The 18,458-nt window shown below is 38.0% G+C and carries 12 protein-coding genes and 1 pseudogene; 6 read left to right on the forward strand and 7 right to left on the reverse strand.

Translation table 11 applies throughout. The annotated features are described in order from the left end of the window. The coding region (gene tnpA / locus SVZ03_17335; GenBank protein ID MDY6935968.1) for an IS200/IS605 family transposase at positions 1 to 275 on the forward strand (275 nt) is incomplete at its 5' end. Between the two features lie 102 nt (positions 276 to 377). On the opposite strand, the gene SVZ03_17340 is transcribed toward tnpA, so the two are convergent. Both SVZ03_17340 and SVZ03_17345 read right to left on the reverse strand, forming a co-directional pair. Then, the gene (locus SVZ03_17340; GenBank protein ID MDY6935969.1) at positions 378 to 509 is read right to left on the reverse strand and encodes a hypothetical protein; all 132 of its coding nucleotides are present in this window, start codon (positions 507 to 509) and stop codon (positions 378 to 380) included. Positions 510 to 605: 96 nt separating this feature from the next. Beyond that, positions 606 to 866 carry a hypothetical protein gene (locus SVZ03_17345; GenBank protein MDY6935970.1) on the reverse strand — a complete coding sequence of 87 codons (261 nt, stop codon included), beginning with the start codon at positions 864 to 866 and terminating at the stop codon, positions 606 to 608. A 498-nt stretch (positions 867 to 1,364) separates the two neighbouring features. Between SVZ03_17345 and SVZ03_17350 the strand changes: the two are divergent. The 5 genes and pseudogenes from SVZ03_17350 (at position 1,365) to SVZ03_17370 (ending at position 7,158) form a co-directional block, all read left to right on the forward strand. Continuing rightward, positions 1,365 to 1,727 (forward strand): annotated as a pseudogene (locus SVZ03_17350) (acyl-CoA dehydrogenase family protein). Continuing rightward, positions 1,716 to 2,564, forward strand: coding sequence for an acyl-CoA dehydrogenase family protein (locus tag SVZ03_17355; protein MDY6935971.1), 849 nt, complete (start codon positions 1,716 to 1,718; stop codon positions 2,562 to 2,564). Before SVZ03_17350 ends, SVZ03_17355 begins: the two are co-directional and overlap by 12 nt. Positions 2,565 to 2,775: 211 nt before the next feature. Beyond that, a complete protein-coding gene (locus SVZ03_17360) occupies positions 2,776 to 5,925 on the forward strand; it encodes a UvrD-helicase domain-containing protein (GenBank protein MDY6935972.1) in 3,150 nt (1,049 codons plus the stop codon). Between the two features lie 243 nt (positions 5,926 to 6,168). Then, positions 6,169 to 6,666, forward strand: a complete 498-nt coding sequence (locus SVZ03_17365) for a MaoC family dehydratase N-terminal domain-containing protein (protein ID MDY6935973.1) — start codon at positions 6,169 to 6,171, stop codon at positions 6,664 to 6,666. Positions 6,667 to 6,684: 18 nt separating this feature from the next. After that, positions 6,685 to 7,158 (forward strand): MaoC/PaaZ C-terminal domain-containing protein, encoded by a 474-nt coding sequence (locus tag SVZ03_17370; protein MDY6935974.1) that lies wholly within the window; start codon positions 6,685 to 6,687, stop codon positions 7,156 to 7,158. 284 nt (positions 7,159 to 7,442) lie between these two features. Here the strand turns inward: SVZ03_17370 and SVZ03_17375 are convergent, their stop codons facing one another. The 5 genes from SVZ03_17375 to SVZ03_17395 all read right to left on the reverse strand — a co-directional run. Then, positions 7,443 to 8,117, reverse strand: a complete 675-nt coding sequence (locus tag SVZ03_17375) for an MBL fold metallo-hydrolase (protein ID MDY6935975.1) — start codon at positions 8,115 to 8,117, stop codon at positions 7,443 to 7,445. Between the two features lie 368 nt (positions 8,118 to 8,485). Continuing rightward, on the reverse strand, positions 8,486 to 9,685 hold the full coding sequence (locus tag SVZ03_17380; protein MDY6935976.1) for an acyl-CoA dehydrogenase family protein: 1,200 nt from the start codon (positions 9,683 to 9,685) through the stop codon (positions 8,486 to 8,488). A gap of 229 nt (positions 9,686 to 9,914) precedes the next feature. Next, positions 9,915 to 11,075: a hypothetical protein gene (locus tag SVZ03_17385; protein ID MDY6935977.1), complete on the reverse strand. Its 1,161-nt coding sequence runs from the start codon at positions 11,073 to 11,075 to the stop codon at positions 9,915 to 9,917. 176 nt (positions 11,076 to 11,251) lie between these two features. Continuing rightward, complete coding sequence (locus tag SVZ03_17390) at positions 11,252 to 16,165, reverse strand: hypothetical protein (GenBank protein ID MDY6935978.1); 4,914 nt, start codon at positions 16,163 to 16,165, stop codon at positions 11,252 to 11,254. Between the two features lie 545 nt (positions 16,166 to 16,710). Continuing rightward, positions 16,711 to 18,458 (reverse strand): hypothetical protein (locus SVZ03_17395; GenBank protein ID MDY6935979.1); only part of this gene is annotated, 1,748 nt, incomplete at its 5' end.

An 18,458-nucleotide genomic window follows, 5' to 3' on the forward strand; every position in this document is an offset into this window, starting at 1 on the left:
AGTATCATATTGTAATAATCCCCAAATATCGTTACAAGGTTTTTAATAGAGAGATAAGGGAAGCAGTAAGAGATGAAATAAGAAAACTTTGTGTATGGATGAGAGTAGAGATTATTGAAGGGAATGTAAGTAAAGATCATATTCATATGTGTTTAGCAATACCGCCGAAGTATTCTATTTCAGAAGTAATTGGGAAGTTGAAAGGTAAGACAGCGATAAGAATTTTTAATAAGTTTCCTGAATTAAGGCAGAAATATTGGGGCAGTCATTTTTAGAGTAGGGGGTATTACGTAAATACTGTAGGTGAAAATGAAGAAATGATTCGTAAGTACATAAAAGATCAGGATAAACTCTCTAGACTAGAGAATCAAGGAAAACTATTTTAGCTGAGTAAAAAAAGCCCCTATGGGGCTCATCAAGCCCCTACCTCTGGTGGGGGTGGTTGTTGACTTATTTATTTCAACTATTTCAGTCTCGAATAAGACTTCGTCAATGTCTTCTTCTGACATCGTTTTCTCCTTAACTGCCTTCTTCTTGTTTAGTATTCTCATATCTGTTTTCTAAGGCAATCATTTTATGTCACTTAGAATTGTTATTCTAACCTTTTAGACAGCCCCTGGTTGTTGACTGTTCTTTCTCCTCGGCTTAATCCAATAATTCCAAATCCCCTGAATCCAACAATAGGTGTACCAAAGTGATAACAATACAATACCCCATTGTTGAGCTTTAATGGATGTATAAAACCAAAATGGTTGACCAATAAGTCCCACAATAAATCCCCATCGCATCCAATGTTCTCTTCTTGTAACAAGCCAGATAGCTGAACATCCAAATAGTACGATTGCAATTTGAGTAATCAGTTCCAATTATTACCTCCATCTATAAATTGAAAAAGGCGATATCCTATCACCTTACTTTCAACTAATAACATAATGTAGATCCATTATTACCTATATACATTAAATTGTTCATTTCATGCAAGGCGATTTTGGGAGATTGCTGTAGGAGAATTAAATTTTAATAAACTTAACACTTGCCTATTGCCAAGAATTTTTTTTATATCAATGTTAATAATTTCGGTGGTTAATTCTGACCTTACATGAGTACGAAGAAAATGTGATGATAAGTCTCAGCAATACAATGGCATAGGAATTAAGCATATTTACATTATCTTGAATATATCCATTTTAATGTAAATGCTAAATGTGATGATTTATTATTGACTTCCTTAGGTCAAATTTTATACTTTCAAAGAACTGAGATAATCTTTAGGGATTAGTGAAGAGCTTCAACGATTATAAAGATAATAGGGGACTTATAGAGAATAAATTAATACAAAAATATTAAATAATAGGGGGGGCTTTATGGAATTTCATTTCAGGGAGAAGGAAGAAAAATTAAGGAAAGAGATTAAAGAATTTGTTAAAGAGGAGATTCCCCAAGAGCATGTCGGCGGCATGTTATCTGAGGAGCATTATGATGATGATTGGGCATTTGCGATGTCAATAGCTAAAAAACTTTCACAGAAGGGTTGGCTAACGATGTCCTGGCCAAAGGAATACGGCGGCATGGGCGCTTCTCTGTGGGAACAGGTAGTGTATTAGGAAGAGGTGGGATATTGGGGTATACCAGGAACATCAATGGGAATAAGCGGCGTGGGATGGGTTGGTCTATCGCTCATTTTATTCGGTACAGAGGAGCAGAAGAAGAAATACATGCCACTTATCGCATCCGGAGAGCCTGATGGTGTATGGTGCACAGGATATAGCGAGCCAGATGCTGGAAGCGATTTTGCAAATCTCAGAACTCGTGCGGAAAGGAAGGGTGATGAGTATGTAATCAATGGGCAAAAGGTATGGACCAGTGCCGCTCACAGAGCAAGATGGTGCTGGCTTGCAGTTAAGACTGATATAAACGTAAAGAAGAAACACCATGGCATCAGCATTATTATTGTGGATATGAAGAGCAGTGGAATAACCATAAGGCCTATTTTGAATTACGTTGGATGCCATATATTTAATGAGGTGTTCTTTGATGATGTAAGGGTTCCTGTGGAAAACCTTGTCGGTGAAGAGAATAGGGGGTGGTATCAATTGATGCAGGCTTTGAGTTTTGAGAGGGGTAGCGCTGGTATTTCAACCTGCGGAGCCAATAAAAGGATATTGGATGAGTTAGTCTTTTATGCAAAGGAGACGGGACTTATTCACAAACAAGAGATTCGTCAAAGGCTGGCTGATGTAGCTGTTGATATTGAAGCCAGAAAGATGCTTGTGTATCAGACAATTTGGAGAATGACAGATGGATTTACACCAATCTATGAACCATCAAGAGACAAGGCATTCAATGATATGTTGATGGAGAAGCTCTCTGTGCTTGGAACAGAAATATTAGGAGCTTACTCACAAACTGATCCAATGGATAGAAATTATAAATGGGCTAAGATGAAGTCTCGTATAGAGAATATATATTGGACATTTCCTGGAATAGCCATCGCTGCAGGGACTACTGATACTCAGAGGAATATAATCGGTCAGTTTGAGCTACAATTACCCAAATCATATTAAACCCCATGTATATAATACTCATAAAGGCATAGGGTTATAATGAAGAGAATCGATGTATCTTTGCGCTATTGTTTTTCATTACGCCTATCTTTATACTAGCATCAACATAGCAATTTGATACTTATTCAACCATTTACATTGCTGAAAAGGAGTCATCTAACATCCTTTGAGATCATTATTATTTATATATCAGAATTAATGGAGGCGATATTTGAAGTATATTGCAGATTTTCATATTCATTCCCACTATTCAATAGCGACTAGCAAGAAATTAATACCAGAATATTTGGATTATTGGGCAAGGTTAAAAGGAATAAATGTAATAGGTACTGGCGATTGTGTTCATCCGGGTTGGTTGAAGGAATTGAAAGAAAAATTAGAGCCAGCGAGTAACGGATTATACCGCTTGAGGGATGAATTTCGATTAAAGGATATTTTAACATCATCTGGAAGTATTAAATTGAAGGATATATACTTCATATTAACTGGGGAGATTAGTAATATATATAAGAAGGACGGGAGTGTGAGGAAGGTACATAATCTCACCATATTCCCGAATTTTGAAGCTGTGGAATTTGTTCAAAAACGTTTAACGAAGATAGGCAATATTGAGTCAGATGGACGGCCTATTCTGGGACTTGATTCGAAAATATTGTTGGAGATGATTCTGGAGTCATCTCATAACTCCTTTCTGATACCGGCTCATATATGGACACCCTGGTTTTCAGTCTTGGGATCAAAGTCTGGTTTTGAGAGTGTGAATGAGTGCTATGAAGATTTGACTTCTCACATCTTTGCTGTTGAAACAGGACTTTCCAGCGATCCAACGATGAACTGGACATGCAGCTTTTTAGATAAATTCAAATTAGTCTCTAATTCTGATGCTCATTCCCCAGAAAAGTTAGGGAGAGAAGCGAATCTATTTGATGCTGAGCTGTCTTATGAGGGGATATATGAGAGCTTATCCGGAGATACTGGCCTCTTCGGAACTATTGAGTTCTTTCCAGAGGAGGGTAAATATCATTACGATGGTCATCGCAAATGCAATATTCGCTGGGACCCCCTTGAGACATTATTAAATGACAGCCTATGCCCAGTATGCGGGAAACCAGTGACTAAAGGAGTGATGCATCGTGTTGCTGAATTAGCGGATAGGTTTAATTTAAAGAATTCTGATAATAAAAATTATTATTATTCTATAACCTCTTTATCTGACCTTTTGGCAGAAATGTTAGGCAAGAAGAACAGTTCAACAAAGACTGTACAGAATGAGTATTTTCGACTCATTAGGGAGTTGGGGCCAGAACTTAATATATTATTATTTGCTGATAATAATGAGATAAGAGAGCAGGGTGGCGAACTTTTGGCTGAGGGAGTGCAGAGATTACGGGATGGAAAGATTATTATTGATGAGGGTTTTGACGGAGAATATGGCCGGATAAAGGTGTTTACTGAAGAGGAAATTGCCTCTTTTTCTGGAAAACACCTATTCTTAACGGTTTCTCAGAATCCTAAAGATAGAAGGATTAAATCAAAACTATCACTCGATTTCAACATAGAAGAGTTTCAATCCCTTTATCAAAAGTCGAGCACAAACAATGAAATACAGAGGAATAATCTGTCAGAGAATATATTCAATAAAGACCAGAGGGATGGAATAGAACACCTCTTTGGTCCATGTATGGTTCTGGCTGGTCCAGGTTCAGGAAAGACAAGAATACTTACAGAACGGATACAACAGCTTATTACTCATCATAGTGTAAAACAGGAGAATATTCTATCTGTTACATTTTCTAATAAGGCTGCTAAGGAGATGCGAGAAAGATTAATAAAAAGGTTATCCCCTCTTAGGGTTAATATATCGACCTTTCATTCCTTTGGGCTCTCAATCTTGAGAGAGCATTGCAAAAAGCTGGATAGAACTGAGAGGTTTTATATCATAGATGATAATGAAAAGAGAGAGATATTGCTGAAGATAGAGGGAGTTAATAAGCGAGGAATTGAAAAAAAGATTGAACAGATTATGGCTTTTAAACAAGGCATCCTGCTAGAAGATGCATACGGTATACTAGGCGTTTATCAGAGTGAATTGAAACTCAGGGGGGCATTTGATTTAGATGATCTCATATATCTTCCGGTAGAATTATTGAAGATGAATCCCGATATTCTTAAATTGTATAGGGAGCGTTATCCCTGGATATTGATTGACGAATATCAGGATATCAATGCAAGACAGTATGAGTTAATTACGTTGATAGCAGGTGAGGGGAATCCCAATCTTTTTGTAATTGGAGATCCGGATCAATCAATATATGGATTTAGAGGATCGGATATTCGTTTTATTGATAGAATAAAGAAAGACTTGCCAAATATTAGAGTGATCGGTTTGACAAAGAGTTATCGCTGTCCGGATTCCATTATAAAGATCGCGGCTCAGGTATTGCAAAAGGGAAAATTTATGCAAGGGAAGCCAGATGACATAAAGGTGCATATTCAGGAGACTGAGACAGAGAAGAGTGAGGCAGACTGGATTGCTACTCAGATCGAGAGGATGATGGGTGGTGTTCGCAGCTTTTCAATGGACAGCGGGATAAGTAATGGGGAAGCTTCATCTGATTCAGGAAGTTTTTCGGATTTCTGCATCTTGTGCCGTTCAACAAGCATGTTTGATCCAATAGTAAGAGCCTTAGAAAATCATGGGATTGCCTATCAAGTAATAGGTACGGAACCCTTTTACATGAAAGAACCCTTTAATTCCCTGATAGGTCAATTTCGAAGAATCTATTTTCATCAGAAAGATATTGAGCCTTCTATATCGCAGATAGATATAGAGGAAATTTTACAGATGATAGATAACAGAGAAGAAGTATACAAAACAGTATATTTGATGATGAAGGGGATTGTGTTTGATGCAGAAGACATCGAGCGGATAATGCTGTTGGCCAAGCCTTTTGGGAATGATTATGATAGCTTCTTCTTCAATCTATCCACCCGAAAGGGCATTGATGAATATGATGAAAGAACAGAGGCGGTTTCATTGATGACAATTCATGCATCCAAGGGCTTGGAGTTTAATACTGTTTTTATTCCAGGATGCGAAGATAGAATTATACCCTTTGAACTATTTGAGAAGAAGGGAGCGCGCGAGCTACATGAGGAAGAGAGAATATTTTATGTTGGAATTACAAGAACCAGGAAATATCTATTCCTAACTCATGCAAAAAGACGGTACTACTCTGGAAGGTTCCTAAATCAACAGAGAAGTAGATTTATTAACCGACTGGAAAAAGAATTACTTCATCAGGAAAAGAGAGAATCAAAAACATCTGTGTCTGATGAGATTCAACTAGATCTGTTTTGAAAGTATTATTTAAGTATGCCTATGGGTTCCCGCTTTCGCGAAAATGATATAAATCCTTCATTTTCTAACTGAAGGCGGGGGGAGGGCCTATTTCACCCATTTTGAACTATGATAAAAAAATATCTAAAATTGTGCATTTTAATTGATTTTTTAAGGCCTCTTGTTATTGTCGTTCCCATTGTAATAGAGACTTAAATAACGTTCTAAGCAAGGGAATACAATCATTTTTCGGAGGTGACAAAGGTGGCTAACGATGATGTATTAGCAAGGGTAGAAGAGTTGAAGAAGAGGTTTATTGGCACAACAACCGAACCTACTGTCTATGAGGTCGAATATGGAGCTATTAAAAGATTCGCACAGGCAGTTGGTGATGACAACCCCTTATGGAGTGATGATGAATTTGCAAAAAATACCAAATATGGTTCGGTCATTTGTCCTCCGGGTTTCTTTGGATGGCCTGCAAAACCGGCTCCAATGTTATCAGGCCCCATGGCTACGATGATGGGTGAGTTTGCGAAAGCTGGTTTCCCTGGTGTTTTGGATGGGGGTGTTGAATTTGATTTGTTTATACCAATCCGTCCAGGAGATGTTCTTGTATCTTCAGCTAAAGTCGCAGATATCTATGAAAAGGAAGGAAAATCAGGCGCATCGTTATTCGGGGTAATAGAGACAACCTTTACCAATCAAAATGGTGATGTGGTAACTAAGGCTAGAATGACCGTAATCGGTCGACCAGCATAATTATTGGAGGTGAATAAAATGGCTGAACAAAGGAAACAGGTATATTGGGAAGATATTGAAGAGAATAGTGAGATCCCAACACTTACTAAAATCGCAACAACGGAGATGTTGGTTAGATGGGCAGGGGCTTCAGGGGACTTTAATCCACATCATTATGATCCCGGGACACCCTTAGCTGCGGTTACAGGCGGCATTATTGTACATGGCGCTCTTAAACGTCAATGGCTGGTTCAGCTCGTTACTGATTGGATTGGAGTGGAAGGAACAATGAAGAAGTTTTCCTGCCAATATCGAGCTGTAGATAAACCCCGTTCCATGAAGAATTTTACTGAACCTTTAGATGGAGAGACCTGGCAGTGTAAGGGGGTTGTTACTAAGAAATATATTCAGGATGGCGAACATTATGTAGATTGTGAAATAGCGGTTGAGAATGGGCAGGGACAGAAAACTACTCCTGGGAGAGCTACTGTAATTTTACCATCAAGGGGATAAATATTCATATTCAATCTTCAAGTTGTCTATTTACATAGGTAGGGGATTTTACTGCATTTTTATGATAATTATATCTTCAATTATGTGGTGAAATAATTTTGCAGTTAAAATAATTATAAAATGAAATACAATTGATATCTCAAGGGATGTTATTTTAAAAATTGATATACAGTAAAGGGAAATCAGCAGATATTGCTGCTTCCCCTTTACTGTAAATGATATGAGGATTGTGATTGATTACTATGCTATTTACATAAGTATATAAGAGCTAATCGTAAATATTACTATTTTTTTAATTCCTTTACCTTTAACGAAGCGTTATGAGTTAATGGATTACCATGTCCTGGTAAGAGAATATCATATTCGAGTTCGAGATTATTTAATCTATTGATAGATTCCCAAGCCTGAGCCATATCAAGAGTAAATATCCCCATTGGCCCCCGAGGCCCCCCTTTCCCAATAGTAATAATAGCGTCACCTGTGAAGATTGCCTTATTGGGCTTATATATGCAAATGCTTCCATTTGTATGTCCCGGTATGTGATAAATCTTCAAACCATCAATTTCATCTCCATCCTGTAGGATGATATCTGGTTTAATGGGAACAAATCGCATGAAGAGTGACATAGTATTAAAGATTACCTTCATGAATCCCTTTACCTTCTTAAGCTCAGTTTCCCCACATATAGATGCTGCATCCCCTTCATGTATAGCCAATTTTGCGCCTGTCATCTTTTTGAGATCTGCTGCACTGCCGCAGTGATCAATATCAGCATGTGTTATAATTATATGAGTAATATCATCTTCTCCTTTGCCCAAGCTCTTTACTTGAGTAATAATTCTTTCTGCATTGCCAGGCATGCCTGTATCAATTAAAATGACACCCTCATTATTAATCAAGAAGTAGGCATTGACACCCTTTAAACCCTCAACGCGATGGATCCCATCAGTAATTTCCATTTGTCTCTCCTATTCTTATTTAATAAATATAACTTACAAGAATGTTAAAGATAACGACATTCCAAACATATTTTTTTGTCTCTCTTTCTCTATCTTTTATTGTGTCAAATATTCTTTAATATTTATATTGACTGAGGAAGCAAATGACATCATAAATATAAAGTGATTTAAGTTGGTTAAGTTACTTGTAGTATTGATTAATATTTTTTACCATTAATAAATATTAGTAATGAAAGGGGAGGAGACATTGATTATTACCTGTCTACATTCAAGCCTATTAGGATAGGGCGATTCCTCCCCATCTTCAATTAATAATTGTAAGAATGGACGATCAATTGATCGTATCCGCTTTTAAATCTTATTTAATATCAATATGATTTGGGCAATTGTAGTTGGAATTGACCTATAATATTTTTTTGCGTATCGGTGGTTCCCCCTGCGATTGCTATTCCAGGAAATGTCCAATATATATTCTCTATACGAGCCTTCATCTTAGCCCATTTATAATTTCTATCCAAGGGATCATTCTGTGAGTAGGCTCCAATTATTTCTGTTCCAAGCACAGAGAGCTTCTCCATTAATATATCATTGAATGCCTTGTCCCTTGATGGCTCATAAATTGGAGTGCCACCCTGAGTCATCTTCCATATCGTTTCATAAGCGATCATTTTAAGTGTTTCAATATCAACAGCAACATCAGCAAGCCCTTGACGAATCTCTTGTTTGTGAATAAGTCCTGTCTCCTTTGCATAAAAAACTAGCTCATCCAGAATCCTTCTATTGGCTCCACAAGCTCCAATTCCAATGCTGCCTCTCTCAAAACCTAAAGACTGCATCAATTGATACCACCCCTTATTTTCTTCTCCGACAAGGTTTTCCACAGGAACCCTCACATCATCAAAGAACACCTCGTTAAATATATGGCATCCAACATAATTCAGGATGGGTCTTATGGTTATTCCCTTACTCTTCATATCCACAATAATAATGCTGATGCCGTGGTGTTTCTTCTTTACGTTTGTATCAGTTTTAACTGCAAGCCAGCACCATCTAGCTCTGTGACCAGCGCTATTCCATACCTTTTGCCCATTGATTACATACTCATCACCTTTCCTTTCCGCACGAGTTCTGAGATTTGCAAAATCGCTTCCAGCATCTGGCTCGCTATATCCTGTGCACCATACACCATCAGGATCTCCTGCCGCTATTAGTGGCATATATTTTTTCTTCTGCTCCTCTGTGCCGAATAAAATGAGCGAAGGGCCAACCCATCCCACGCCGCTTATTCCCATTGATGTTCCTGGTATACCCCAATATCCCACCTCTTCCTGATACACTACCTGCTCCCAGAGAGAAGCGCCCATACCGGCATATTCCTTTGGCCAGGACATGGTTAACCAACCCTTTTGTGAAAGCTTTTTAGCAATTGACATCGCGAATTCCCAATCATCATCATGATGCTCCTCAGATAACATGCCGCCGACATGCTCTTGGGGAATCTCCTTTTTAACAAATTCCCGAATCTCTTTCCTTAATTTTTCTTCCTTCTCCCCGAATTGAAAATCCATAAGATTTTGCTCCTTCTTATAAAGTAATTTGTATTGTTAGAAAATAGTGTCTATATATTTTGCCTACATCTTAGAAGAAATATATCTATAATAATATAGATAATTCTCAATTATATAAATCAAGTACTTTTATTCAATTCTTTCTTATTTAGGGTATTATTTGAATTATACATAAAATTAAAGGAACGGATTTCCGTTCCTTTAATTTGTTTAGCAGGTTAAGGAAGGATTAGAGATTGGTAGGAAGGTTGATTGTCAAATCGTGATAGAAATCATAGGGTGTATACACCCAGTCATCAGCAGATCCCCATGATTCATTAGCAACAGTTGAAGAATAGTCTGAGCAATCACATCCCCATTCTGCATTGATAATTGCAGTATCAAGATGATTGCAGAATGGGTTAGGATATCGTTCAGACCAATTTAAATAGGTATTACAATCATTTTCATCACTGGTAAAACTAAATATCGGAGCTATATCCCAGTAGTTTACACAAATGTTATTGAGTCCAAAATCATCAAAGTCAAAATCATCCTTATCCCTCTGCATAGTATAAACATTAGCCTTTGCAGCTATGCTGTCTCCGACAAAATCGGTGTAAAAGCACATTGATTTTTCATCACTTTGAACGGTACTGCAACTGCATGTATCGTCTTCCGCCCATCTACCGCTATATAGTATCGCCTTGCCCTTCCATAAGGTGCTATCTTTGGTCATAAGAATTCTAAATCTTTCAGGAGCTCTAGGATCATCTTCTTCACACTCAACATCAGTTAATATAGTCTCCACTGTCCAAGTATCAGCATTTGTGTATGTCACAGCTATATCTATTACGCCGGATCCATCATCTTCAGTTTCAGGCATCTTAGTAAAGTCTGCCATTACCCTATATTCATCATCATTCATATCAATATACATTACAGATTCATCGTTGTATTTTATCAGGAGGCTGAAATCCGTTGATGATGTCTTATCATATAATATAGTCATATCCTCAGGAGTAGTGTGAGTACCGCTTGAACCGTCTGATAACATTCCCAGATGATAACCCATCTCTCCAACGATCTGAATTGTAGCATCAAGGAATGTTCTTGCTAGTTGAATATAAAGCCTAAGAAGCACTGGCTGACAATCATATAGACAGGAAGACTCACCCTCACAGAAATCGCAGGGATCATCGCCATCCTTGTTGTGTTTACTTTGGCTATAACCCAGCGAATCGGGTCTAAAGTTATTGCTTATGTTTGAAAGATTTGAAGTAAGTTCTGTAGTTGTGTTTGAAGGTATTATGGGCACTCCATCATCATCATCATCTTTACAGCTTAGCAGAAATAGTGAAAAAAATGCAATAAAAAGGGTACACGTAATAAGGCTCTTATAAAAATTCATTTTTCCCTCCTAAAATAATTATTAGATTCGAGAATATTTATAATGCTCATTAATGCAATAGTCAAGTATAATATTGAGTAATATCTGATGAGTAAGCTGTAAGGGGTATAATAAGGGTAGGGGTTGTCTAATGCATGTTCATTTTATTAGACAACCCTTAAATTATATTTATCTCTTTACCATGACAATATCTCTCCCAGTGCTCTGAATGAGTCTGTGTTATCCATTATACTCTTATTCGATTGGAAAGTATCAACCTCAAACCACCCAGGCTGCTCATCCTCATCGATCATATCTGCAAAGCTGATTAAGAGTTCTGCAAGATCATTCCAGAGGGAAGAGTCGTGTCTTGTAATAAGATCTATGCCAAGAAAGTCATTAAGCTGCTCCAGAACATCCTTGGTCGAATAACTGGATCTTAAATTCTCCATAAGATAAATCATGAAATTATTATTTCCATTGCCTTTGCCAGTATCATTTAAAAGACCTTCTGCGAGCGCTATTATGCTAGTGTAGTGTCCCTTAAATACATCTATAATTTTTGATAAATCACTTTCTATAATATGGATTATATCATCAGGAAATTCCCATTTTCCTTTATTATATCTTGTAAGCATTGATCCGACAGTGTGGCGAAGACCTTTGATATTATCATCAGTCGCGTCCACCCTTCTGAATAGCTTATCCATAAGGGCAATAACATCATCCATAATATTGTACTTGCCTTTGCTCTCTCCATTGTTACTCAGAAGTTCTGACAACGCATCACAAAGTCTGTTAAAGTTGCTCCAATCCTCAACCTCTGGTGGATCAGGAAATTCTGCAACTTCAAACTTCACATCCTCAGGTCGTATTTCATAGGGATTACCATCGCAATCTCCTGAAAACAACCACTGAGGATGGATAATGCGCTTAAAGTTGGTCTCATTATCCTGTAGAGCAAAGGGTTTCTCAACCTTGAGTGTAGTAATAAATTGCTCAAGCCCATAGCATACTTTTCGTCTCAGTCCCCATGTTGACATATCGTTATCGTCAACCCCTTCCGGTCCATATGGATCATCATACTTTGTATCACCGAGATCATAAAGGAGCCTACAAGCGGAGGTAAGCAGCCGTGTATTGACATTTTTTTGGGGATCATTTGACATTGTTGTAAAACTATCAACATCATAGCTTGTCAAGAGCGGTAAAAGGCCATCACACCTCTTCGGAACAGCAGCAAATGGATCGCTATCTAATAGTATATTATATATATTTCTAATATCTTTCATCCTGAAGAAATTCCTCACCGCCCATCCCCCGAAGATGCTATCAGTATCAGGCACAAGAGGTTCGCCTGTGTCTTTGTCTATTCCAGAAGAGGCTATATAGTCGGCAGGTGTAAGAAAATAATCAGTTGTGAGGGAATCTGCATCATAATAAGCATCACCAAGTTTATGATCAGATTTTAGTTTTCCACCCAATACCTGTTGTTTCCATGAGTTGTAGGGACGCCTGTTTTCTGGCGTATCCTTTTCATAGTAGCTGAGTGGAACAAGGGCTAAGGCGCCTAACATATCAGTGAGAAAAAGGCCAATGCCATTATGGGTGATGGTTGAGGCTACAATCTCAGGGTCAAATAGGTCAAGATCAGCGTGCATATAGTCACGCAGGCATTCGGCAATGATAACAACCAACCATCCCACTAATCCACGATTATTCCAATCAGGATCATCGTCATTTTGTTCATGTCCCCATTCAGGCCGGTACACTCCATTCTTGTCTTTACAGAGATCTCCCCATCTACCGCCGAATAACAGATCGCCATGACTATTGTAAATAGCATTGTTGCCACTCTTTGAATACTTCTGCTCTCTTGAACACCTGGGATAGGTTATATGAGCAAGGGATTGAGCATTGAGCATTAGGGTAGGCGCTAATGGAGGATTGTGTTGAAGAAGTGGATCAATCTTTAATCCAAGCAGGTAACCTCCATACAATACCTTTCCTACAGCGTAATTGATGAATTCTTCAATTGGCATACCTAATAATAATTCATCTATATTTGGTCCAAAAAACCAAAATATAGGTTTTTTCAAAATATCGATCAACTCATCCGCTATCAGCTTTTCAGGTAATACCAATGAAAATCTGTAATCACCTGGATAAAGGGAGTCGTCAAATCCACCATCCTTAACCCATCTTCCCTTTCCTGTTGTAAGGTCCATAATAGGATTATCTTCTGAACCGTGTGGGAATTTCAGATTAAAAAGGGCTCCGAGGCCATTACCCTCAATCTCAAAGGTTATTGGAATGCCCAAACCATCTGGAATTAGGTTTATTATCATTGATTTTAAATTATTACGAATTTCATCAGTAATTTCATCGAGATATTTGAGATCCTCGAGCAAATCGTCGATATAGGTAAATATTAGGTAATCTAGCGCAGCTTCAATCGCCTCACTTGTGATGCTAACATAGAGGGTTAGGGGTATGGAGAGCTTCATCTCAGCGAAGTTCCATTGGAAGTTTCTGTCCGATGCTGCGGCAAAGGAGTCGCCGCATTCCCTGTATTTGCTATGCTCGGGTATCATCTCACGACCAACTAAACATCCTGGTTGTGTCGCATTCCCACTCATATCCGCTGGTGAAACGAATATTTCATTTTCCTCTCCAAATGAACCGATAGGATTATATTTCACTAAGAAATAATCTGAGTTCCATTTTTCATAATATCTGTTCTCCCGACCTGAATACTGCCTCAAAGTCCTCTCTCTTCTGTAATCCCCTCTTATAAGCTTAGTTACGCCATTGCCAATTACATTGCTAATCTCTATTATTCCTTCAGGAATTTTGCCATTGGGTATCTCCTTGTTCTCTCCTACAAGCTTAATTCCCCTACCAGCAGGGAACGCCGGTCCATTAGTGAAATTTCCATCAAAAGCATTATTGATCCTATCAACAAGGCTGAGTTGATCCCAGTGCCTTCCTCCCTCAAAGGTGATGTTATTTCTTATACCATCAACATTGATTCGAATTATTACATCATCTTCAATATATACTCCTTCATCAGCGATAAGATCGACATCTGAAAAGAAGATTGCCACACCTGGTGCATCGATTTTGCTGTCTACAGGGTATATATAGTCCCATGTTGAGGCATCATCAGGGGCGGGCTTGATTACATGGGCATATATTTTTCCATTGTTTCTGAAATATGTATGAATATCTCCATCTCTTTCCACTCTCTTTGTGCAATAGAAGGGACCTGTCCCCAGCATAATGTCATGAACTAATACACCCAATAGCCATCCAAGAAAATCGTTGTTGGCCATTCCTATGCCAGAGTAGGCTCTAAATCCATTGAGTATGGGTTCGCCATTCTCATCATACAAAGGGCCTCCGCCATTCGGAAAACCTGAGTCTTTAACAATCGGTCCACTCAGGAAATTAAGAAATCCATACTCCTTATCAAAATGGAATCTATAATTATCCCTCTCTCCTATATCAAAATAAAAGGAAGATCTATATACATGATCTTTTATGTCGTCAGTAAATACAACCGTAAAGGGATTTATACCGAGTAGCTTATTGAAGCCCAATCCGCTGAAGGCATTGCCAAGACTCAAAAATCCATTGGCATGGAGATTGCCATAAAATTGGCTAGGATGATCCACTAATTCCCCTGTATCTATGCCTTCCGCTTCGCCATTAGCAGTAGCCCATCCTGCTGTAATGGCTGTGCCAAAGAGGAGTGTGAATATGGATTCAAGATTGCTCATGGGTGAGGGTTCCTTTTCAGGATCATAATTATTTACATCATATGAGTCGGCCTTCAGCCTATCTCTTGATCCCATATCAAAGCGGCAATGATCATAGATGGATTCCTCAACGTGCGCAAACAACTCATTCGGATTGGAAGGATCCTCCTCAACATGCTGCAAGTATTTCATAAGTATCTCCAGGAAATAGGTCTTCTCGCCATCCTTATCGTATAATGGTGATCCATGCCTGCCAGCCCTCATAAGCAGGGCTTGCAAACTTGAAATAATATAGTTCAGAGTATTTTTGAGTTGACCATCGGCGTATATCCTATGACTGTTGTCTGCAAAGTTTCCATTCTCATCCTTACCGTATCCGCTATAGGGATTGAAATTCGGCCATTCGTATACTTTCCACTTTTCATATTCTTCTCCTCCAGGGGTTAAATATCTTTTAATATTGTGGACAAAATCTTTAATTACATCCTTTAACGTCTTCCCCTGAACTTCTGCAGTAAAGAGGTCTCCTACTTCGCGAAGAATAATAAATATATCTTCTCTCAACCTATCATCCTTCATCATCCCATTTACTGCCATAAGAAGCGCATCCATACCCTTGGCCGCATTCCCTGTGCCAGTATTTATTGCGCCACTCTTGCTAATCATATTGTGATCTGTTATCATCTTGCCTTCCCCATCAAGCCATGTATATTCATTTGCCTGGAAAAAGAGCTTCCCAAGGTCCTCAATTAAGCTATTTTCGTCATCCCTCCATAAATAGGGCTCTTTTTCTTTTAGTAAAGAAGACAAACCTGACATAATATCCTCTAATTCATCACTATTGTAAGTATCTTTAATATAGGTGATTATTTTTCTGGCTATAGAAATGATATTCTCTGATATCCCAATTTTTTTATTTGAGATTTGATCCCACAGATTGTAAAGGCTATCAGCATAAAATGAATCAGATGATGAGTTCCTACGAGTATATTCTGAATCTCTATCCATTTTATCCTGATGAATAATTTGGTTTAGTATATTTTTAGACCGGGAAATGATATTAGTTCGATTTTCAGGCTTTACTAAGAGATCATCTACAACATTTAGTATACCCTTAGTCTCTTTGAGTTTGTCATTTATTGAGTCTGAAAGAAGCCGGTTGAAAGTGCGTTGATCAAGAGGGTTGAACATGCTTCTTAATGCTGGCCAATCATCCAGTAGATTGAATAATTTGAATTCTGGTTCAGGATCGTTATTTTGAAAATAGTTGAGATCTTCATTAGAACAGGAAATATTACAAAAGAGAAGTAATGGTACTGATAAAAATGCTATTAATTTTTTCATTTTCATAGTTCCACCTCTTTTTTTATAATTTATTTTAATAATTATACTAAATAGTGCTTATTATAGATTTTAATCATAGTTTTTGTATTTTGTAAAAAACCGTCCAGACTGTTCTCAATAAATATTAAGTATAGAATGAATACAAGTCAAAAAAAAGTAACAGAAAAAATGATTTTTTTTGATCTATGTAGGATTATTTATCTCTTATTCATCAATAAGCATTAAATAAGGAGAGACTTGATTAGCTGATGTATATATGAGGAGGTTCAAGCTATAGATGTGAGTATATTGAGTATTACAGGAATTTGGGTGGGTAATAATATTATTACAATTATTGTTATGTTATTATAAAAAAGTGTCTGCAATGTTTTTAGCAGTAAGCGAGGAGGGGATTCATCGTCTTTATCAATTGCATTGGTAGATATTAAAAGTTGGGGATTGGTGAAAGGTATGGTTACTCTTCAGCAATCCCCTTATGAAATATACTATATTTTCTACTGCTCCTTATCTAAACACTAAAGGAACATGTTATACATTATAATATGTATTTTTTACCATGACAATATTTCTCCAACAGCCCTGAAGGGATCAGTGTTCTCCATTACATTCTTATTTGAATGGAATATATCTGTCTCAAACCAACCAGGTTGTTCATCTTCCTCAATCATATCAGCAAAATCTATTAATAATTCTGCCAATTCCGTCCAGAGAGATGAATCCGCCCTTTTTACAAGGTCAATACCAAGAAAGTCATAAAGTTGCTCAACAACATCCTTTGCTGAATAACTGGATGTAAAATTCTTCAGGAAGTATTTCATGAAATTGTTATTTCTATTGCCATTCCCATCACTATTATTAATATTCTTCAATAAGGCATCAGCAAGGACGAGAAGATTGCCATAATGTCCATTAAAGGACTCTAAGATTTTAGGCAGTTCATCTTCTAGAATATGAGCAATAGAGTCCGGATATTCCCAGCTTCCTTTATTGTAGCTTGTCAACAGAACTCCCAATGTATGACGAAGACCAATAATATTGTCTTCGCTTGCATCAACTCCCCTGAAGAGCTTCTCTATAAGTGATATCACATCTTCCATTATGTTGTATTTGCCGCCTGTATCTCCATTATTGCTCAGAAGTTCTGACAGGGCGTCGCACAATCTGTTAAAATTGGTCCAGTCCTCAACTTCTGGTAAATTCGGAAATTGCCCAATTTCAAAGGTGACATCCTCCGGACGCATAGTATCTAGAAGCTTCCCCTCGCAATCTTTATAGAATGTCCACTGAGGATGGATAATGCGTTTAAAGTTTGTCTCATTATCCTGAAGGGCAAAAGGCTTCTCAACCCTCAGTGTTGTCACAAATTGCTCAAGCCCATAGCATACCTTTCGTCGTAGTCCCCATGTTGACATGTCATCATCATCAACACCAGCAGGGCCATAGGGATCATCATATTTCGTATTACCAAGATCATAAATGAGTCCAAAGAGAGAGCTGAGAAGCTTTGTGTTTACTTTCTTGCCAGGTTCATTTGTTACAGTTCTAAACTTCTCAACATCATAGGCCATTAGTAGGGGTAAAAGGCCGTCACACCTCTCTGGAACAGGGGCAAAGGGATCGCTGTCTAACAGAATATTATATATATTTCTAATATTCTTCATACTAAAGAAATTCCTCACCGCCCAGCCTCCAAAGATGTTGTCAGGATCAGGCGCTAAGGGTTCGCCTGTCTCGCTGTTTATCCCTGATGAAGCTATATAATCAGATGGAGTGAGAAAGTAATCTGTTTCTAAAGTATCACTATTAAAAAAATTATCTCCCAATGGATGATTCTCCTTTAGAGTGCCACCCATTACCTGCTGCTTCCATGTATTGTAGGGACGTATGTTATCAGGTGTATCCTTTTCATGATAGCATAAGGGAACAAGCGCAAGCGAACCTAATATGTCAGTGAGAAAATATCCTAATCCGTTATGTGTAACAGCGGATGATACAATTTCAGGATCAAACAAATCAAATTCAGCGTGCATGTAGTCGCGGAAACATCTGGCAAGCATAATAACTAGCCATCCCACTAATCCACGATTGTTCCAGTCTGGGTCATCATCTGTCTGCTCATGCCCCCATTCAGGTCTGTAATTACCATTCTTGTCCTTGCTGAGTTCTCCCCATCTTCCGCCAAACAACAGGTCATCATAGCTGTTATATATGGCATTGTTGCCCTCCTTTGAATACTTCTGCTCCCTTGAACATCTGGGATAGGTGATGTGAGCCAGGGATTGTGCATTCATCATCATGG

The sequence above is a fragment of the Spirochaetota bacterium genome (genome assembly GCA_034190085.1).
Classification (GTDB): Bacteria; Spirochaetota; UBA4802; order UBA4802; family JAFGDQ01; genus JAXHTS01.